Consider the following 19,282-nt stretch of genomic DNA (forward strand, 5'->3'; position numbering starts at 1 on the left):
TCTTTTGCTCTTACCGAGGGGAACGACGCGCAACACTTGATGATTGCGCGCGCAAAAGAAACCCCGGCATTGCCGGGGTTTCTTCATTAGATAAATGCGATAATCTTGATATTTAAAGTGCTTGGAGCACGCGAGCGGCCATCATCATTTCGATTGCTCGCTTCTTCCGTCGCTCCACGGCTTCAGCGTCAGATCCCCAATGTTCGATAGTCCAATCTTCATCGAGGTGAGCCAGATTCCAACCTTGTTCTGCGGTAACTTCGCCTTTCGCAATAGCAAGTGCAATAATCGCCGACCCGGTCAGCGTCGTCATCGTATGCAGTGACGCCAGCGCGATTGGATCCTTGTAGCCAGCCAGATGGACGCCAAATGCGGCAATGGCTTCCCGCGATTGTTCGATGTGCATTACACCTTCTGCAAGCGAAAACCGAGCGCCAAGGCCTTCCATCCAGTCGATGAGCGGGTCCCATTGCTCGGTCTGCCGAGAAACAAGTTCCTGCGGACTATCCGCACGATAGCAAAGCATATCCGTGCCTGCGAAACGCAGAATATCCTCGAAAACCGCTTGTGGGTCCTGCGCAATTCCATCAATCGCTGTATTCACCAGACGGGTCGCAGGCATCTTTCCCGGATCGATGACCTTTTCCTGAGCAGCGAATTCATCCGCCACGATCTGAGCTGCCGTCATGCTCGGCAACAGCAGAAGGTTGCGCGCCGGCGTCTTGACGGGACGACCATCCAGATGGATTGCAAAGCCACCTTCAACCTTTGCCACTTCCGCCTTTTCGTAGAAACGTTTGGGCAACGGTGCCAGCATTTGCTTTTGCGCACGCACGATCGGATTCTCGTCGGAAAGCTGCTTTCCCGCTTCAGGATCACTCAAAATATCACGCATAGATTTATCCAGTTCTATATTGCTGACTTGGTGGAAGGCTCAACAATTAGAGAACCTGTTCATCCATAGCTTGCAGCAATGCATGGAGCTCGAATGGCGCTTCCAGAATGTGATGCGCGCCAGCCTCGATCAGTCCCTGCCGGTTATGATAACCCCAGGAGACACCCGCCGCCATAGCACCCGCCGAACGAGCCATCTGCATATCATAAACGGCATCGCCGATAACAATCGTTCGGCTAGGTTCTATCCCCATTTCCGAGCAGGATTCAAGCACCATTGCCGGATGTGGTTTTGACGGGCAATCGTCGGCGGTACGCGTCACCACGAAATGATGTCCAATACCATGACGCTCGAAAACAGACCGCACACCGCGCTGGGATTTTCCGGTCACAATGCCAAGCAGGAGGTCATCCCTCGCTCCAAGCTCGGTCAGAAGCGGCAGAATTCCATCGTAGAGCGGCTCTGTAAAATCGGGGGCCTGGCGCAACATCACAAAATTTTCCTTGTAACGTTGCGTCAGCCAATGCACCTGCTCGTCCGGTTCGCGCTTCAAAAGCTTAGCAATTGCCAGATGTAGCGACAGACCGATGATTGAATACGTTTCCTCGATTGCAGGAGGTTCCAGACCAGCATCGGCAAAACTGGTTGCCATGCATCTGTGAATGAAGTCACCGCTGTCGACCAGCGTACCGTCGCAATCGAAAAGAACCAGTTTCATCGGGCGTTGGAGACCTTTGTCGGCTTGTTGATAATCATCAGTCCACAGCCGATGAGCGCCAGAGCAGCGAATATTTTCCAACTCAGAGGCTCGTTCAGAATGAGACCGCTCAATAACACGCCAAACGCAGGCGTGAGGAAGGCGAAGTTCGAAAGTTTCGACGCAGGATACCGGCGCACCATCCAGAACCAGAGCGGATACGTGAAAGCCACTACGAATATAGCCTGAAAGAGGAAGGCCGATATGGACAGGACATCCGGACTGCGCAGCAACGGGCCGCTCAATGCGATAAATGGAAGCGGAACCAGTGTCGCGACCACCAGTTGATAGAGAAGCGTCTTTTCCGGGGCGGTATAGGCAAGCCGGGTTCGCTTGATAACCAGCGTAGTAAGTCCCCACAGCACGCCCGACACCAATGCAAGCATATCGCCGTAGATCGCATGCGGTCCAGGTCGGCTGACATGATCGGAGAAAACCAGAAACACACCCAGAAAAGCGATGCACATGCCAATGAAAGCACGAACAGACATCCGCTCACCCAGAAGGAAATGACTCCCGATAGCGACCCAGAACGGCATGACATTCATCATGAGCGTGACACGCCCCACGCTCGTCATCTCCATCGCTAGGAAAATCAGAACGAATTCGCTCCCGAACAGCAGCCCGGCAACAATTCCGGCCCAGAGCGTGCCATCACGTTTGAAAAGCGGGATATGACGCCAATAGCACCAGAGAAAAACGCATATGCCGCCGAGTGCCGAACGCCCCGCCGCCATTAGCATGGGATTAAATCCTCGATTGCCGATCTTGATGGCAACCTGATTGAGCCCCCAGCTGAACATGATGAACATGACCAGCATGATGGCCAGCCCATCGAACGAAACTCGTCCTTCGGACGATCCCCCCGCTTCGCCTGACATTTTTAATCTTCCGCACTTTCCTCATCAAAGCCGAGCAGATTCCACGACTGCACCATATGTGGCGGCAATGGCGCTGTCACATCGATAATGCCGCCCGACGGGTTGGGAATGCGAATACGGCGCGCATGAAGGTGCAGCCGTTTTTGAATCCCGCCCGGAAACTCCCAATTCTGGTCAGCTTCAAAATATTTGGGATCACCGATGATAGGATGACCGATATAGGCCGCATGAACGCGGAGCTGGTGGGTTCTGCCGGTATAAGGCTCCATCTCGAGCCAAGTCAGGTTGTTTCCTGCCTTCTCAATGATACGATAATACGAAACAGCATGATCGGAATCCGGTTCGCCGTGCTGGCAGACCCGCATCTTGTCTCCGTCCGGCGTCTGTTCCCGAACCAACCACGTGGAAATCTTGTCCTCGCGCTTACGCGGAACGCCTTTAACCAAGGCCCAATATGTCTTCTTGGTATCGCGTTCGCGGAAGGCGGCAGTCAGGGCCTGTGCTGCGCCACGCGTGCGCGCTACAACCAGCACACCTGAAGTGTCACGGTCAATACGATGCACAAGACGCGGCTTTTCGCCCTTCTTGTTGCGCCACGCCTCCAGCATTCCATCAACATGCCGCGTTACGCCTGAACCGCCCTGCACCGCGAGACCTGCGGGCTTGTTGAAAACGTACACTTTCGGGTCTTCATAGAGAAGCATCTGCGAAAGCACGTCGCCGTCCTGCTGGCTGCGGATTGTCCGCGCCGTAACCGGTCCGGTAGCTTTTTCATCAACGCCAAGAGGTGGAATACGAACTGTCTGCCCGGCTTGCACGCGCGTATCTGCCTTGGCCCTTGAGCCGTCGATACGAACTTGCCCCGACCGCAGAAGCTTCTGCAGATGGCCGAAACCCAGCCCTGGATAATGGACCTTGAACCAGCGGTCGAGCCGCATGCCCGCCTCGCCTGTATCTACAATCTTCTGTTCAACGCCTGCCATGGAGAAACCCGATCAACTCTTGCTATTGCGGTGCGTACGCGCGCACCGGTCATTTAGTCCTGTCAATAGACGCGAGTTCCGACGATTGCTAGGCGGAATTCCCGAAAACTGCAATTTGGTTGCATTCGCTGAAAACAGCTCAGCTTCCACCAAAGAGTTCAATTCCGACTGCTGAATCTTCACACTCGGTTACACACGTTCTTAATTTATGGTCGATCTTGACACCCAATCGCCACTTCTTGCCGCCATCAGATATTGATAGAACAACGGGGCTATACCATTTAGTCCCGTGAAATAGAACGAGCGGGAGTGCGAAAGTGTCATTGCTCAAAATCTACTGGCGAGCCATGGAGTACCTTGCGGTCGAAAAGACTGCAACGATTACCATGTGTGTCGCCAGCGTGCTGGTTGCCCTGGTCACCCTTGCAGAACCAATTCTGTTCGGTCGGGTCATTCAGGCTATCTCTGACAAGGGTGATATTTTCTCGCCTCTTGCGATGTGGGCTGCACTCGGCGGCTTCAACATTGTTGCCGCCGTTTTTGTGGCACGGGGGGCGGACCGTCTCGCACACCGTCGCCGTCTGGGCGTGATGATTGATTCTTATGAGCGTCTCATCACCATGCCGCTTTCGTGGCACCAGAAGCGCGGCACATCCAACGCACTCCATACACTGATCCGTGCAACGGACTCCCTTTTCACGCTCTGGCTCGAATTTATGCGCCAGCATCTGACGACAATCGTTGCTCTGGTGACACTTATCCCGGTTGCCATGAACATGGATATGCGCATGTCGCTGGTGCTTATCGTGCTCGGCGTTATCTATGTGATGATTGGCCAGCTCGTCATGCGCAAGACCAAGGACGGCCAGGTGGCTGTCGAAAAACACCACCACAAGCTGTTCGAACATGTCAGCGATACGATCAGCAATGTCTCGGTCGTGCAGAGCTACAACCGCATCGCTTCGGAAACACAGTCTCTGCGCGATTATGCCAAAAATCTTGAGAAGGCGCAGTTCCCTGTCCTTAACTGGTGGGCGCTGGCCAGCGGCCTGAACCGCATGGCATCGACCTTCTCGATGGTGGTGGTTCTCGTTCTCGGTGCCTACTTCGTAACCAAGGGCCAGATGCGCGTCGGTGATGTAATTGCATTTATCGGCTTTGCGCAATTGATGATCGGTCGTCTCGATCAGATCAGCGCCTTCATTAACCAGACGGTTACTGCACGTGCCAAGCTTGAAGAATTCTTCCAGATGGAGGATGCCACGGCTGATCGTCAGGAGCCGCAGGACGTTTCGGATCTGACCGAGGTCAAGGGCGATATCGTTTTCGATAATGTTACCTTTGAGTTCCCGAACTCTGGCCAAGGCGTCTACGACGTGTCCTTCGAGATCAAGCCGGGACAAACGGTCGCTATCGTCGGTCCGACGGGTGCAGGCAAGACTACGCTCATCAATCTGTTGCAGCGCGTCTTCGATCCAGCGGCTGGCCGCATCACGATTGATGGCACTGATACGCGTACCGTCAGCCGTCGTTCGTTGCGCCATGCCATTGCAACCGTCTTCCAGGATGCAGGCCTGTTCAATCGTTCGGTTGCAGAGAACATCCGCGTCGGCCGCGAAAGCGCTACGCATGAGGAAGTGCACGCCGCAGCACGTGCTGCTGCCGCCCACGACTTCATTTTGGCCAAGAGCGACGGCTACGATACGGTTGTTGGTGAACGTGGCTCGCAGCTTTCGGGCGGCGAACGCCAGCGTCTGGCGATTGCGCGAGCAATTCTCAAGGATTCGCCTATCCTCGTTCTCGATGAAGCGACAAGTGCTCTTGACGTCGAAACCGAAGAGAAAGTGAAGCAGGCCGTCGACGACCTCAGCCATGACCGCACGACATTCATCATCGCGCATCGTCTTTCGACGGTTCGCTCAGCCGATCTGGTCCTTTTCATGGATAAGGGACATCTGGTCGAGAGCGGCAGCTTCGATGAACTGGCCGCACGCGGTGGTCGCTTTACCGACCTTCTGCGCGCCGGTGGCCTCAAGCTGGAAGACAAGGCGACCAAAGCTGTTGAGGGCAGCAACGTGATGCCCTTCCCGGCCAAGGGCGCCGTTGGCTAAACTACAAGACTTCAAATGAAGAAGCCCGCGATGATCTCATCGCGGGCTTTTTCATTAAAAGCTGGAAACTTAGAGCGGTATCTCAAAGCGAAGTCCATCATATCCTGGCTCGACATTATCCGGCGTCTCGCGCAGGACAGTTTCATAATCGAGCGGGACATGCATATGCGTGAGAATGGCGCGCTTGGGCGCCAGTTTCTTGATCCATTCGAGCGCTTCACCAAGCGAGAAATGGCTTGGATGCGGACGATATTGTAGCGCATCTATGATGAGCACTTCGGCCCCACCCAAATGCTTGAGGCTTTGTTCAGGAAAAGCGCTCACATCGGTGCAATAAACAACCGACCCAATTCGAAAGCCGAGCGATTCAATATCGCCATGTACCTGACTGAACGGCTCGAAACGGATTGGGCCACCAGCTCCCTGTATGGCGAACGGTGTCTCGGGAGCTATGTCGTGCATGCAGAGGATCGGCGGGTAGCTCGATCCGGCAGGTGTTTCAAAACAATAGCCGAACGCCTCGAACAGCCGGTTACGCGTCAGCCTATTTGCATAGACATCCATGAGACGACGGTTTTCAACGACATATGTACGAAGATCGTCGATGCCGTGAATGTGGTCTGCATGCGGGTGAGTATAAACAGCCGCGTCGAGGTTGTGCGCGCCTGCATCGATCATCTGCGCACGGAAATCCGGCCCAGTATCGATCACAACAGTCGTGCTGTTGCCCGCATCATCAAATCGTTCAACCAATAATGATGCACGACGACGACGGTTTTTCGGATTCTGTGGATCGCAACTCCCCCAATCGCCATTGATGCGCGGGACACCGGGCGATGAACCACAGCCCAGAACCGTGAAACGCAGGCAATTTCGGGGAGTAGTCACGCTCAAGCTTTCCCTTACAACGCCAGTGTAGGCCGTGGCATCTTGGAAAACAGCCTGAACACATTATCGCTCGTGATGCGCGCGACTTCGTTATTGCTAACGCCAATTGTCTCAGCCAGCATGGCAGCCGTATGCTGCACGAAAGACGGTTCGTTGCGCTTGCCGCGATGCGGCAACGGAGCAAGGAAGGGCGCATCTGTTTCCACCAACAGGCGGTCACGCGGAACGATGGTGGCTATTTCGCGGATTTCCGGCGAGTTCTTGAAAGTCAGAATGCCGGAAAAGGAAACATAGCCTCCCAGTTCAATGCCTTTTTCAGCCAATGCTCGTCCGGAAGAAAAGCAATGGAGAATAAAAGGGAAAGCCCCCTTCGCCGTTTCCTGTTCCAGAATTTCGGCCATATCGGCGTCGGCACTGCGCGCATGGATGACAAGCGGCAGCTGCGTCCGACGCGCGGCTTCAATATGAACGAGAAAACCCTGACGCTGCGCTTCCGGCGGGGCGTAGTCGTAGTGATAATCGAGACCCGCCTCGCCTATGGCGACAACCTTCGGATGTTCCGCAAGCCGCACGAGATCATCAGCCGTAACATCCAGTTCTTCATGCGCGTTGTTGGGATGGGTACCGACGGAACAATAGACAGACTCATAGGCTTCCGCGATGGCGCGGATCGTATCGAATTTGCGAACCCGTGTGGAAATCGTCACCATGCGCAGGATCCCGGCGTCGAGCGCGCGCTGCACAACAGCATCGCGCTCCGGCTCGAAATCGGCAAAGTCGAGATGACAATGGCTATCGACAAGCATCATTGAACTCAGTTCTGCTCTTCTGTTTCCACATAGCGCGGGAATACCGGCTGCGGAGCTGGCAAATCGGTACCGCCGACAAGCTGGCTTGCCGTAACGTCAGAGAACTGACGCTTGTCGGCAGGAATAGCCAGAATGTCGAGCAGCTTTTCAGCCGACTGCGGGATAAAAGGCTGCACCATAATGCCAACACGGCGAATGACTTCAGCCGTCACATAGAGCACTGTGCCCATGCGCGCCGGATCGGTCTTGCGCAGTGCCCAAGGTTCCTGCCCCGCGAAATAACGGTTGGCTTCCGCGACAACGGCGAAGATCGCGCCAAGTGCGAGATGCAACGCTTGGTCGTCCATGGCTTTACGCGCCGTTTCCAGCGCGGCATCGGCCTGATCAAGAATGGCTTTATCCGCGTCGGAGAATTCACCCGGAACCGGAACCTTGCCTTCGCAATTCTTGGCGATCATCGACAGCGAACGCTGCGCCAGATTACCGAGATCATTGGCCAGATCGGCATTGGTGCGGTTGACGATGGCGTCATGGCTGTAGCTGCCATCCTGACCGAACGGCACTTCTCGCAGGAAAAAGTAACGGAGTTGATCGAGCCCATAGCGTTCAATCAAGTCGAAAGGATCGATAACGTTGCCGACCGATTTTGACATCTTCTCCCCACGGTTAAACAGAAAACCATGAGCGAATACGCGCTTTGGTAAAGCCAAACCGGCAGACATCAGAAATGCTGGCCAGTAGACTGCGTGGAAACGAACGATGTCCTTGCCAATAATATGAGCATTTGCAGGCCAATAATCCCACTTTTCGGCACTCGTGTCGGGATAGCCTGCCGCCGTTATATAATTGGTCAACGCATCGACCCAGACATACATCACATGTTTTTCGTTGCCGGGAACCTTGACGCCCCAATCAAATGTGGTGCGTGAAATCGAAAGATCTCTCAAACCCGATTTGACAAAGCTCACAATCTCGTTGCGGCGCTCCGCAGGCATAATAAAACCTGGGTTGCGTTCATAAAAATCAAGCAGCTTTTCTTGATAAGCTGACAACCTGAAGAAGTAGCTTTCTTCTTCATTCCATTCAACCGGCGATCCGAGCGGTTCCCGACGAACGCCATCCTCACCAACGGTGGTCTCGCTCTCATCGAAATAGGCTTCCTGACGAACGGAATACCAGCCGGCATATGAGTCCAGATAAATATCTCCATTGTCTTCCATCGCTTTCCAGATTGCCTGGCAAGCGCGGTGGTGACGCTCTTCTGTCGTACGGATGAATTCGTCATTCGAACAGCCAACAGCAGCCAGCATGGACCGGAATACATCGGAATTCTTGTCCGCGAGTTCTTTCGGTGTAATTCCCTCTTTTTCAGCCGTCTGCTGCATCTTCAGACCATGTTCATCGGTGCCGGACAGAAAAAACACATCCTTGCCTACAAGCCGATGAAAGCGAGCCATCGCGTCAGTAGCGATAGCAGTATAGGCATGGCCGATATGCGGTTTGCCATTTGGATAGAAGATCGGTGTGGTGATGTAATATTTTTCGCGGCTCATTATGGACCCGGTCTTTCGAAGTTTGAAAGCGCGCCTGAATGATTTGCAGACACACGAGGAGAAAAATTATCAGCGGTGACATAACGCATGTCAGCGGTCATGTCACGCAAGCGGAGGCTGACCGAAGCGAAAAGCGCGGTGCGTTTTTTCCAAGAGGATTACCACAGCTTGCCGACGGTCAAGATTGTAGGTTTCAGCGTCCACGGTTTCGCGTACGAGATCGCTCCAGAAACGCGACCAGCGGTCCGCATCATGCAGTTGTCCTGCTTCTGCAAGGCGACAAGCTTCGATTGCGATGCGCCCCAACAGATGGTCACGGAACAGTTCATATTGAACCTCCGACTCACGCCCATTCAATATGCCAGCGAGCGCATGTGCTTTCGGCAAATCGAAATTCTGCCCTTCGAGAAGAGAATCGACTGTATCGGAAATTTCAATGCCGCCATTCGCCACCAGCAGAAGTGCCTTGCGTACGCTGCCTTCCGACCGCTCAAGCAGAGTTTGCGTTACGGCATCAGAATCCATTCCGACACCGGGGCCGACATGTGCCAGAGCATCCTTCAGCGCACTATCTTCGAGCGGCTTGAAGCCGATGCTTTGACAACGAGACCGGATTGTCGGAAGCAAACGTCCCGCCGAATGAGAAATCAGAATAAAGAGCGCACGTGCAGGAGGTTCTTCCAGAGTTTTCAGAAGTGCATTGGCGGCATTGCGGTTCATATCATCTGCAGGATCGACAATAACGATGCGCCAGGCATGGTCCGATGCGGTTCTAGTCAGAAAATGTGTGACGCGGCGGATTTCCTCCACGGGAATACCGGTTTTGAACTTTCCGGTCTTCTGATCGAATGGACGATTGATATGCAGGACAGCGGGATGCATACCGCCCGCGATTTGCCGCCAGAGTGGTCTCGAAAAATCCGGAGCAACAATATGCTCCGGCGCTTCGCTATTGTTGCTATGTGCCAGCATATGGCCTGCAAGGTGAAAGGCGAGAGTTGCCTTACCAATCCCCTGCACGCCTTCAAAGAGCAGCGCATGATGCATACGCCCCTCGCGATAAGCTTGCGCCAGAAAATCACTGATCTCCCAGTGCCCGGCAACATAATCGCTTGCGGATGGCTCTGGCACACCCTCGATAGAATCGTGAACTTTAGGGACGTCGAGCTCCTCGATCACAACAGCCCCTTTTCCGTCAGAATAGTATCGACTTCTTTTGCGATATCGCTCGCAATCAAGTCTTGCGGACGATCAGCGTCGATTACCTTGCATCGCTCAGGCTCCGCTTCGGCGATTGCGAGAAAGGCCTGCCGCCGTGCCTCATGCATCGCAATATCTTCCTTCTCGAACCGATCCGCAGTTTCACCGCCACGCCGCTTTCCAGCACGAGACAACCCCTTCTCTGCGGGGATATCAAGAATGATCGTCATGTCGGGCATGGCGCCGTCTATGGCGATGCGTTCTACCGCCGCCATATAGATGCCGTCGAGATTGCCGGTAACACCCTGATACGCACGGCTCGAGTCGATGAAACGGTCACAAAGGACCACCCGCCCCTCATTCAGCGCCGGGCGGATAAGTTGGTCCACATGGTCTGCTCTTGCAGCGGCGAACAAAAGGGCTTCCATTGCCGGGCCATAGTTCTCCGCATTACCACTCAATATGACATGCCGAATTGCTTCCGCACCGGGAGAACCGCCGGGTTCCCGCGTGATGACCGGATCGAAGCCGCTTGACCGCAGATGCTTGGCCAGCAACGCAATTTGCGTTGATTTGCCCGCTCCTTCGCCGCCTTCGAATGTGATGAACAATCCCGACAAACCAACTTCCAAATGTTTGAATCGATGCCCGAATGGACTTCTATGAAAGTTATTATCGGCCTTTGGCTATCAGGTCGAGCCTGGAATACACGTAACGCAGGCTAAAGATATTTCCGCAGCCAACCGGTGGAAAGTTCCATTGCGGCCCCCAAGGCACGCTTCGAGAGGCTTCCTTCCTCGACAGATTGCACCGTAAAAACAGGAACAACACGAAGGATGCTACCATTGAGCTCCAGCTGAAGAACACCGACTTGCCGGTTATCGGCGACAGGGGCATCGAGTGGCCCCTTATAGATAATACGGGCCTTGAGCTTGTCGCGACCATCCTTCGGCAGCAACAGCTCGACGCGATCCTTGACCTTCAACGGCACATGGGTGAGCGCACCGCCGAAAACTTGTGCCTCACCTACAATCTCGTCCGCAGGATAAAGCTGAACATCATCAAAGGCCGTCATCCCCCATTGCAGAAGACGCTTTGCTTCTTCTTCACGCTCCCTGATGCTGGCAAGACCGCTCATCGCCAGATAAAGCCTGCGGCCGTTTTGTTCTGCCGACCCGACGAGCGCAAATCCGGATGCATCAGTAAAACCCGTCCCCATACCGTCCGCCCCGACATCAAGCCGTAACAAGGGATTGCGGTTGCGCTGCATGATGTTGTTCCAGGTGAAGGCAGGTTGAGCATAGTATTTATAATACTCGGGATGTGCTGTCCGGATATGTCTCGCCAATCTGACAAGATCCTGAAGCGTGACCGCCTGCCCTTCAGCGGGCAAACCTGTCGAGTTCACAAATTTGGAACCGGTCAAACCCAGTTCCTGCGCACGATCATTCATATGCTTTGCAAAAGCCACTTCGCTGCCTGCCAGTCCTTCTGCCAGTACAATGGCGCCATCATTCGCCGACTGAACAATCATTCCCTGCAGTAGATCAGCGACTGTTGGCGCCGATTTGATGCGCGCAAACATCGTCGATGTTCCCGAAGGGGCACCACCGGTTCTCCAGGCATTCTCGCTGACGAGGTAAGGCGTTTCGAGTGTTGTGGCGCCTTTATCAAGGGCTTCGAAAACCACTTCCGCCGTCATCAGCTTAGCTAAAGATGCGGGAGGTACAGGGACATTGGCATTCTTCGAGAGAAGAACCGTTCCGCTCCGATCATCGAGAAGTAATACCTGTGGAGCCTTTGAAACAAACGCTGACTCAACAGGTGCCGCCTGACTTACAACTGGCGCGAAAGCAGCTAGCGCGCCCCACACAGAGGCCGCACACGCAAAAGCCAGTGTTTTTGAAATCAGCCCCATGAAAATCCCATTACGTGAGCAATGTGACAGAGCTTACGCAATGAATCCGACCAAAATCAATATGCCTGCGCTTATCACTGTATCGTGACTGGTCAATCCAGACGAACGACAAACGCATTCTCTGCGCCTGCCTTCCAGGCCGCGCGCAGCAGGGCATCATTTCCGCCCTTCTCTGCCACGGCTGTCAACTCGTAAGACTCACTGGTTTCGGTCGGAATCTTGGTAAGCGTAAATTTGGTCGAGCGCGGCAACGAAGCCTGAAGCTTTTTTGTTTCTTCAAGTGTCCTGAAAGTGCCAAGCTCGACATATTCGCCATGTTCCTCGGCTTCACGGCGCTTCCAAGCGCTCGAGATTGCATCCTTGGTCAGGATGCTGCCATAGGTGCGCTCTTCGGCATAGGCGGTGGCAGCAAGCCGGTCAGAAGCGTAGCCGGCGAGACCGCTCACACCGGCAGCATTCGCCACCCCGAAGCTGGCTCCAGGACGATGCGACGGCACAGGAACGTTTGCCGGTAGCAACGGAGCAGCCCCGCCAGACGGATTGCTATAAGCAGGATCGACAGCAAAAGGCGAGTTTTCGGGTATAGGCGCAGAGACCGGAACGGCGTCCATCACAGGCATAGGAACGCGTGACTTCGGCGAAGTCGGCGTCGGCCCGTTCATCGCCATCATGACACCGGTTGCAGGCTGGCCGATCGTGTCGCCACCTGCCGGACGGTAGGAAGCCATCAGGAATGCGTCGTCACTACCTTCCAGCGGCGCCCTTCCAACATACTCAACCTTCACATTCGCGGTGCCGTGATGCTGGTAATCAAGCATTTCGGCAGCTTTCTGGGAAAGATCGATGACACGGTCGAATTCATACGGACCACGATCATTCACGCGCACGATGACAGAGCTACCATTGGCAAGATTGGTCACACGGGCATAACTCGGCAACGGCATGGTTGGATGCGCAGCCGTCAGATGCGCCATGTCATAGACTTCGCCATTCGCTGTCAGGCGACCATGAAAAGCTTCACCATACCAAGAGGCGTGGCCGATCTTGACGTAGTTCTTATCTTCCTTGGGATAATACCAGCGCCCTTTGACCTTGTAGGGTTGCCCGGTCTGATCGCGTCCACCACCACGCGGTAAAGGCTGCCCCTTCGAAAAAGCCACACGTGGACTGGCTTTCACGCCATATTTGGATTCGGCGAAGTATTCCTTCGAGCGCTTTGTCTTCGATTTCGGCTGAGGTGCCGATGCGCAGCCCGCCAAAGCGACAGCGATAGCCATGAACGACAACATGGCGACGGAACCGCGCTTGTCGCACAGCTTCACTGCCTTACCGTTGACCGAATGTTTCAGCCCTCGTTTCGAATCCATAAGCCACACGCCCGTTACTCAACAACACAACCGAAAACACGGGTTGCGCCTTTATAGAATTTAGTGATGTCACCGATTCATTGACGGATCATTAAAGCTTTTGGAATTTCACGTATTTCGAGTCGCATCACGTGGCATCCGCTCAACTCCAACGACCCGTATCATCTCAGCCTTGTGGAACAATCGTTCATTCAAAACGTTGAATTTTCAACAGGAAGGAGAATACAAATGCTGAGAGCAATGATCCTTTGGCTGATGGGTGTTCCACTCGTTGTCGTGCTGCTTATCTGGTATTTTTTCTTTTAAATGTGGAACGTTCGAACCTTTCAACCGTTATTCATACGGCTCTAATGACCTCCGAGCCAGTCACCTAACGTCATGGATTAGGCCCGCTCCAACAAGGCGGGTCTTTTTTTGGACACTGAATATCACGGCCTCTGTGCCGGATCAGGCATGTAGACATTGATCGCCTTGCGCAGCAGACGGAAATGAGCTGGCGTCCAGGTCGACAGCTCGCCGTCTGTGTTTACGGCACGCGGCTTCTTGGTGCGCACGATCACTTCGGTAGTCGGGAAAGCCCGCACATCATCCCACTTGGAATGCGTTCCACGGCGCAAACTTGGCAAAAGACGCAAAAGTTTCCACCAGTGGTCGACCTCCAGACTATAAAAATCCAGTTTGCCGTCATCCACTGTAGCGTCCTTCTCGACGGCCATGCCGCCACCGTAGAATTTTCCGTTCCCGACAGAGACCTGCAACGTACGAATTTTTTCTGTCATGCCATCATGTTCCAGATAGGCTGTGAAAAGCTCCGAACGCATGAGGATACGTGCCGCAACGATTGCATAGCCGAGTTTTCCCCACTTCTTCTTTGCCGCAGAACTGAGTTGCTGCGCCAGTTCGGCACTGAAACCGATACTCGCGACATTGAAGTAAAGATGACCGTTCACTTCACCCAGATCGATGGGCTGAACCTGATAGGAAGCAAGGCGACGCGCCGCGCCAACCGGATCGGCAGGAATGCCGATGGTTCGGGCGAAATCGTTTGCAGTCCCGAGCGGAAGAATTGCAAGTGGCAATCCCGTTTCCATCAATCCTTTAGCCGCAGTGTTCAGCGAACCGTCGCCACCACCGACAATGACGAGATCGCAATCTCTTTCACGAAGGATCACATCCGAAATCGTCTCATTGTCCTGCGGATTTCGCTCGATAAGCTGGAGACCACCACGTTCCAATGCGGAACGAATATCGGCACCGTATCCCCTGCCATTTCGGGCGTGTGGGTTCACGATAAGTAGTGCCCGGCGCTTTGTGGTCCTGCCCATAGATTTCCTGTCGTCTGCAACAGCCAGAAAATCCGGCTGTATGGTGGGAGTATCATCTGCAGATGGCCTCTCAATTCGGGATATCAATGGAATGTTTCATGAAAAATTTGTCACGACACTGTAGTGTTTCGTGAGGTCATGAGGCAGAAAGCCGGGACGAGGTCAGCTTGTCGACAAAACAGTTTGACGAGACCAGAATGAGAACATAGTTTGGCAAAACCAACTGTAAAAAGTTCTGATGCGACCTCGTCAAAATCGTCGCTAATTGACTGAAATACATTACAGTTTGCGGGTATGATGTAATGGTAGCCTGTCAGCTTCCCAAGCTGAACGCGCGGGTTCGATTCCCGCTACCCGCTCCAGCATAATCGCTCGCACAACTATCAGAGACTAGCGAATATTTTCCCCGGTTTTCGGATCGACCTTCACCTCCACTTTGGCGCCAGCCTTGGTGACATATTCGATCTCGTAATAGCCACGATCATTCCAGTCGACTTCATCGATGAAAGCCGTATCCGCATTCTGTTCGATTTTCGCGATAATTTCCGAAAGCCTGGTGCCTTCTGGTGGTGGAGCGGCATAGGCCGCAACAACGGACAAACCAAGAAACAAGGTCGTAGCAGCAACACGCATGATTATCTCCTTTAGCTATCCTAAAAGAGTAGGATTTCACGCGTCATCTTCAAGGTCAACGAGCCCTACTTTATGATGGGGCTTATTGAACCTGTGAAGGTTTGATCGATCATCGCAGAGAGTTTCGGCTCCGCTCCCGAAAGAACGACAACGATTGCAAGCATCAATATCAAAGGCGCAGCAAGAATGCCGCTCCTTACAGCCGGTTCCAGAATGCGCCGGGTTTTCTTGCTTTGCGTAGATTGCTGATTTCTCATGCAACCAACAGTAGTCAAACAGAATTAATTGCTCATTAAATAACGTAGTTAATGCCTTATTAGCGCATGATTGCCACTCAATTTCCCTTGTTCCCGCGATATATATTGACCCCGAGCTCGCGAATTTTCTTACGCAGCGTGTTCCGATTTAATCCCAGAAGGTCTGCCGCTTTGATCTGATTTCCACGTGTTGCGGTAAGACATGCGAGGATCAAGGGATATTCCAGTTCCGCGAGAACCCGATGGTAAAGACCGGGGGGTGGCAGATCGGCACCGAATGATGCGAAGTAACGCTGCATATTCTGCTCGACGGCCTGCGATATCGAAATATTCTCCATATCGCCACCACCGGCGGGAACGACATCTGGCTTGGCCAGTTCAGACTTCAGCTCCGTTTCGATTATTTCCGGCGAAATTTCCTCTTGCGGGTAAAGAGCTGCAAGTCTCCGCACGAGATTTTCCAGCTCACGCACATTGCCCGGCCATGGATACCGACGCATCATTTCCAGGCCAGCAGTGCTGATACGCTTCTCTGGCAGCCCCTCTTCGGCAGCGCGTTTGAAAAAATGGCGCACAAGATCGGCTACGTCCTCGCTGCGCTCGCGAAGCGGTGGCAAGCGCAGAGGCACGACATTCAACCGGTAGTAAAGATCCTCGCGGAACAAACCTTGTGCTATCAGTTGCCGCAAATCCTTATTGGTTGCTGCAACGATGCGCACATCGGTCTTGATCGGCGTGCGTCCACCGACTGTCATATATTCGCCTTGCTGCAGCACACGCAAAAGTCGGGTTTGTGCTTCCATCGGCATATCGCCGATCTCATCAAGAAACAGCGTTCCGCCATTTGCCTGTTCAAAGCGACCGCTCGAGCGGTTTTGCGCACCCGTAAAAGCACCCTTCTCGTGCCCGAACAACTCAGACTCAATCAAGTCGCGTGGGATTGCGGCCATATTGATCGCAACAAATGGTCCTTTTCGGCGACGCCCATATTCGTGCAGGGCACGCGCAACCAGTTCCTTGCCTGTACCGGATTCACCTGTAACCATGATGGTCAAATCTGTCTGCATCATGCGCGCCAGCACACGGTAGATTTCCTGCATCGCAGGCGACCGACCGACCAGCGGCATGTTATCTGCCTGCTCATCCGATAAAGCGGCGATTGGCTTGCGTTTTGGTTCAGACAAAGCTCGACCGACGATATTGATGAGTTCCGTCAAATCGAATGGCTTCGGCAGATATTCGTAGGCTCCCGCCTCGGATGCTCGGATTGCCGTCATGAATGTATTCTGCGCGCTCATCACCACAACCGGCAGGTCGGGGCGCATTTTCTTGATGCGCGGCAGGAGGTCGAAGGCATTTTCATCCGGCATATTGACATCGGTTATAACCAGATCACCGTCGCCGGCCGCCACCCAGCGCCAGAGCGAAGCAGCATTGGAGGTCACGCGCACATCGTAGCCTGCCCGCGACAATGCCTGATTCAGCACCGTCCGAATGGCTGCATCATCATCCGCCACCAATATGGTTCCTGTCGGACGTCCTGCGATCATGCGTTATCTCCAGTATTTCCAGCTGCCAGTTCCGTATTCTTCCATGCGGGCATCAGAACGCGGAAAGTTGTTCTCGAAGGATGACTGTCGCATTCGATAATGCCGCCATGATCGCCAATAATCTTCGCAACGAGTGCCAAACCCAGTCCCGAACCGTTGGTCTTAGTGGTCACGAAAGGATCGAACAGATGTGGCAGCATATCCTGTGGCACACCCGGTCCGTTATCATGCACGCAGAATTCGAGAGGCAACGCCACCCTGTCCCGCGCACCCGGCACCTGGAGACGAATACCCGGACGATAAGCCGTGGATAGAACAATCTCGCCGCCCTCACGATCGCCTATGGCTTCCGCAGCATTCTTCAGCAGATTGAGAAAAACCTGTACGAGCTGGTCTCGATTGGCAAAAACCGGTGGAAGAGAAGGATCGTAATCTTCCACAAAGCGAATCTTCCGCGCGAACCCGTTCTTCGCAATCGCCTTCACATGATCGAGAACCGCATGAATATTGACCGCAGAACGTTCAATGGGGCGCTCGTCCGAGAACACCTCCATACGGTCAACCAGCGAAACAATCCGATCCGTTTCATCCGTAATGAGGCGCGCAAGCGCCCGATCCTCGTCGCTAACAACCTGCTCCAGCAATTGGGCCGCACCGCGGATACCAGAGAGAGGATTCTTGATTTCATGGGCCAGCATCGAGGCAAGCCCGGTCACGGACCGCGCAGCACCGCGATGCGTCATCTGACGGTCTATCTTTTCAGCCATCGTCTTTTCCTTGAAAAGGATGACTACAGCTCCCGGCAGCTCCGCTACAGGCGCTACATAAACATCGACGATACGCTCTGCCCCAAGACGCGGCGACGAGACATCAACGCGATATTCGTTGACCGGCATCTGACTGGTGCGAACCTGATCGACCAGCGCTAACAGCGGGCTGCCAAAAGGCAAAAAAGATTCCAGTCGGTTACGCGCCAGAATGGACGAACCGGAACGAAAGAACTGCTCCGCGTCCAGATTGGCATAGGCGATATAATTTTCGGCACTAACCATGATGACGGGCTGACTGATAGCATCGAGCACGACCGAAGGAATGCCGTTCGTTTCAGTTCTCTCACGCATCAGGCAACCTCTTTGAGCGCGGTTTCAGGAACTTCGCGCATAAATATACGACGCAAGGCATCGATGACGGTTTGCTGGTCGGTCAGAGTCATGACTTCTGCTTTCTCGGCAGGTGCACATGTGGCGCCAGCATGACGGTCAAGATACCAGCCCAGATGTTTGCGGGAATGACGGATGCCCGTCGTGCTTCCATAATGCTCGAGCATATCTTCGTAATGCTTTATAATATAATCAAGAATTTCACTTCGCGACTTTGGAGCAAGATCGCTTCCGGCAATTGCACCGGCCAGCCACGGTTGTCCATAGGAGGCACGTCCGACCATCACGGCATCCGCTCCAGAGCGGTGCAAAATTTCCCGGGCGTCATGTCGACACGCCACATCTCCGTTGGCAACCAGTGGAATCCTTATCGCATCGCGTACCGCGTGAATTGCATTCCAGTCTGCTTTGCCTTCATAAAACTGGCAACGCGTGCGCCCATGAACAGTCACCAGGGCGATACCGGCGTCTTCAGCCCGCCTTGCAAGTTCAGGCGCATTAATACTTTTCTCGTCCCATCCCAACCGCATCTTGAGCGTAACCGGAACGTTAACCGCGTTGACGGTGGCCTCGACGAGGGTCATTGCATGATTGAGATCGCGCATCAGTGCAGATCCGGAATAACCGCCTGTCACTTTCTTGGCCGGGCAGCCCATATTGATATCGATGATATCAGCCCCTTCACCCTCGGCGATCCTGGCCGCCTCACCCATCCAATGCGCCTCGCGTCCTGCGAGTTGCACGACATGCGTGCCTATCCCCTCGCCTGAAAGCCGCAGAAGGCTCTCCTTGTGACGGTTACAGAGTTCGGCGCTGGCGACCATCTCAGACACGACCATGCCCGCGCCAGCCTCTGCTGCCCGCCTGCGGAATGGAAGGTCCGAAACGCCGGACATCGGCGCGAGAAAGACGCGGTTGGCAAGCGCCACACCGCCAATGGTCAAAGGTTGATCGAGAAAACTCACCAATAAATGCCTATTTGATGTGCATAGTGC

At 54.0% G+C, this 19,282-nt stretch carries 17 protein-coding genes and 1 tRNA gene; 2 read left to right on the plus strand and 16 right to left on the minus strand.

The window, feature by feature from the left end; all coding sequences use genetic code 11:
• Window positions 1-112: 112 nt before the first annotated feature.
• The 4 genes from F9K94_RS02860 to F9K94_RS02875 are packed head-to-tail and all read right to left on the minus strand — an operon-like array spanning window position 113 to window position 3,516.
• Window positions 113-895, minus strand: coding sequence for an ATP12 family chaperone protein (locus F9K94_RS02860; RefSeq protein WP_061346248.1), 783 nt, complete (start codon window positions 893-895; stop codon window positions 113-115).
• 46 nt (window positions 896-941) lie between these two features.
• A complete protein-coding gene (locus tag F9K94_RS02865) occupies window positions 942-1,613 on the minus strand; it encodes an HAD-IA family hydrolase (protein ID WP_151643558.1) in 672 nt (223 codons plus the stop codon).
• Window positions 1,610-2,533 (minus strand): DMT family transporter, encoded by a 924-nt coding sequence (locus F9K94_RS02870; RefSeq protein WP_151643560.1) that lies wholly within the window; start codon window positions 2,531-2,533, stop codon window positions 1,610-1,612. Before F9K94_RS02870 ends, F9K94_RS02865 begins: the two co-directional genes overlap by 4 nt.
• 2 nt (window positions 2,534-2,535) lie before the next feature.
• Window positions 2,536-3,516, minus strand: a complete 981-nt coding sequence (locus F9K94_RS02875; protein WP_061346245.1) for an RluA family pseudouridine synthase — start codon at window positions 3,514-3,516, stop codon at window positions 2,536-2,538.
• Window positions 3,517-3,833: 317 nt separating this feature from the next.
• On the opposite strand from F9K94_RS02875, the gene F9K94_RS02880 reads away from it, so the two are divergent.
• The gene (locus F9K94_RS02880; protein ID WP_061346244.1) at window positions 3,834-5,627 is read left to right on the plus strand and encodes a glucan ABC transporter ATP-binding protein/ permease; all 1,794 of its coding nucleotides are present in this window, start codon (window positions 3,834-3,836) and stop codon (window positions 5,625-5,627) included.
• Between the two features lie 69 nt (window positions 5,628-5,696).
• Here F9K94_RS02880 and F9K94_RS02885 read toward each other — a convergent pair whose 3' ends face one another.
• The 8 genes from F9K94_RS02885 to F9K94_RS02920 all read right to left on the minus strand — a co-directional run bounded on the left by F9K94_RS02885 (window position 5,697) and on the right by F9K94_RS02920 (window position 14,687).
• Window positions 5,697-6,515 (minus strand): MBL fold metallo-hydrolase, encoded by an 819-nt coding sequence (locus F9K94_RS02885; RefSeq protein WP_151643562.1) that lies wholly within the window; start codon window positions 6,513-6,515, stop codon window positions 5,697-5,699.
• A gap of 14 nt (window positions 6,516-6,529) precedes the next feature.
• Window positions 6,530-7,321: a TatD family hydrolase gene (locus tag F9K94_RS02890; protein WP_151644118.1), complete on the minus strand. Its 792-nt coding sequence runs from the start codon at window positions 7,319-7,321 to the stop codon at window positions 6,530-6,532.
• 8 nt (window positions 7,322-7,329) lie between these two features.
• On the minus strand, window positions 7,330-8,877 hold the full coding sequence (gene metG / locus F9K94_RS02895; RefSeq protein WP_151643564.1) for a methionine--tRNA ligase: 1,548 nt from the start codon (window positions 8,875-8,877) through the stop codon (window positions 7,330-7,332).
• Window positions 8,878-8,979: 102 nt separating this feature from the next.
• Window positions 8,980-10,056, minus strand: coding sequence for a DNA polymerase III subunit delta' (locus tag F9K94_RS02900; protein WP_151643566.1), 1,077 nt, complete (start codon window positions 10,054-10,056; stop codon window positions 8,980-8,982).
• Window positions 10,053-10,697, minus strand: a complete 645-nt coding sequence (gene tmk / locus F9K94_RS02905) for a dTMP kinase (RefSeq protein ID WP_151643568.1) — start codon at window positions 10,695-10,697, stop codon at window positions 10,053-10,055. The genes F9K94_RS02900 and tmk overlap by 4 nt, the downstream gene beginning before the upstream one ends.
• Before the next feature lie 101 nt (window positions 10,698-10,798).
• The gene (locus F9K94_RS02910) at window positions 10,799-11,995 is read right to left on the minus strand and encodes a D-alanyl-D-alanine carboxypeptidase family protein (protein WP_151643570.1); all 1,197 of its coding nucleotides are present in this window, start codon (window positions 11,993-11,995) and stop codon (window positions 10,799-10,801) included.
• A 92-nt stretch (window positions 11,996-12,087) separates the two neighbouring features.
• Window positions 12,088-13,362: a septal ring lytic transglycosylase RlpA family protein gene (locus F9K94_RS02915; protein ID WP_151643572.1), complete on the minus strand. Its 1,275-nt coding sequence runs from the start codon at window positions 13,360-13,362 to the stop codon at window positions 12,088-12,090.
• 428 nt (window positions 13,363-13,790) lie between these two features.
• Complete coding sequence (locus tag F9K94_RS02920) at window positions 13,791-14,687, minus strand: lipid kinase (RefSeq protein ID WP_151643574.1); 897 nt, start codon at window positions 14,685-14,687, stop codon at window positions 13,791-13,793.
• Window positions 14,688-14,975: 288 nt separating this feature from the next.
• On the opposite strand from F9K94_RS02920, the gene F9K94_RS02925 reads away from it, so the two are divergent.
• Window positions 14,976-15,049 (plus strand) — tRNA-Gly (locus tag F9K94_RS02925).
• A 28-nt stretch (window positions 15,050-15,077) separates the two neighbouring features.
• Here the strand turns inward: F9K94_RS02925 and F9K94_RS02930 are convergent.
• The 4 genes from F9K94_RS02930 to dusB form a co-directional block, all read right to left on the minus strand.
• Window positions 15,078-15,320, minus strand: a complete 243-nt coding sequence (locus F9K94_RS02930) for a PepSY domain-containing protein (protein WP_151643576.1) — start codon at window positions 15,318-15,320, stop codon at window positions 15,078-15,080.
• 334 nt (window positions 15,321-15,654) lie between these two features.
• Window positions 15,655-17,127 carry a nitrogen regulation protein NR(I) gene (gene ntrC / locus F9K94_RS02940; protein ID WP_061346234.1) on the minus strand — a complete coding sequence of 491 codons (1,473 nt, stop codon included), beginning with the start codon at window positions 17,125-17,127 and terminating at the stop codon, window positions 15,655-15,657.
• Window positions 17,124-18,248: a two-component system sensor histidine kinase NtrB gene (locus F9K94_RS02945; protein WP_151643578.1), complete on the minus strand. Its 1,125-nt coding sequence runs from the start codon at window positions 18,246-18,248 to the stop codon at window positions 17,124-17,126. The genes ntrC and F9K94_RS02945 overlap by 4 nt, the downstream gene beginning before the upstream one ends.
• Window positions 18,248-19,252: a tRNA dihydrouridine synthase DusB gene (dusB, locus tag F9K94_RS02950; RefSeq protein WP_192799430.1), complete on the minus strand. Its 1,005-nt coding sequence runs from the start codon at window positions 19,250-19,252 to the stop codon at window positions 18,248-18,250. Before dusB ends, F9K94_RS02945 begins: the two co-directional genes overlap by 1 nt.
• Between the last annotated feature and the right edge of the window lie 30 nt (window positions 19,253-19,282).

This window comes from Brucella tritici (assembly GCF_008932285.1).
GTDB lineage: Bacteria > Pseudomonadota > Alphaproteobacteria > Rhizobiales > Rhizobiaceae > Brucella > Brucella tritici.

Bases quoted from the DNA above. Each gene is read 5' to 3' on its own strand.
- F9K94_RS02860 (WP_061346248.1), bottom strand. From the start codon at position 895: ATGCGTGATATTTTGAGTGATCCTGAAGCGGGAAAGCAGCTTTCCGAC.
- F9K94_RS02865 (WP_151643558.1), bottom strand. From the start codon at position 1,613: ATGAAACTGGTTCTTTTCGATTGCGACGGTACGCTGGTCGACAGCGGT.
- F9K94_RS02870 (WP_151643560.1), bottom strand. From the start codon at position 2,533: ATGTCAGGCGAAGCGGGGGGATCGTCCGAAGGACGAGTTTCGTTCGAT.
- F9K94_RS02875 (WP_061346245.1), bottom strand. From the start codon at position 3,516: ATGGCAGGCGTTGAACAGAAGATTGTAGATACAGGCGAGGCGGGCATG.
- F9K94_RS02890 (WP_151644118.1), bottom strand. From the start codon at position 7,321: ATGCTTGTCGATAGCCATTGTCATCTCGACTTTGCCGATTTCGAGCCG.
- metG (WP_151643564.1), bottom strand. From the start codon at position 8,877: ATGAGCCGCGAAAAATATTACATCACCACACCGATCTTCTATCCAAAT.
- F9K94_RS02910 (WP_151643570.1), bottom strand. From the start codon at position 11,995: ATGGGGCTGATTTCAAAAACACTGGCTTTTGCGTGTGCGGCCTCTGTG.
- F9K94_RS02915 (WP_151643572.1), bottom strand. From the start codon at position 13,362: ATGGATTCGAAACGAGGGCTGAAACATTCGGTCAACGGTAAGGCAGTG.
- F9K94_RS02920 (WP_151643574.1), bottom strand. From the start codon at position 14,687: ATGGGCAGGACCACAAAGCGCCGGGCACTACTTATCGTGAACCCACAC.
- F9K94_RS02930 (WP_151643576.1), bottom strand. From the start codon at position 15,320: ATGCGTGTTGCTGCTACGACCTTGTTTCTTGGTTTGTCCGTTGTTGCG.
- ntrC (WP_061346234.1), bottom strand. From the start codon at position 17,127: ATGATCGCAGGACGTCCGACAGGAACCATATTGGTGGCGGATGATGAT.
- F9K94_RS02945 (WP_151643578.1), bottom strand. From the start codon at position 18,248: ATGCGTGAGAGAACTGAAACGAACGGCATTCCTTCGGTCGTGCTCGAT.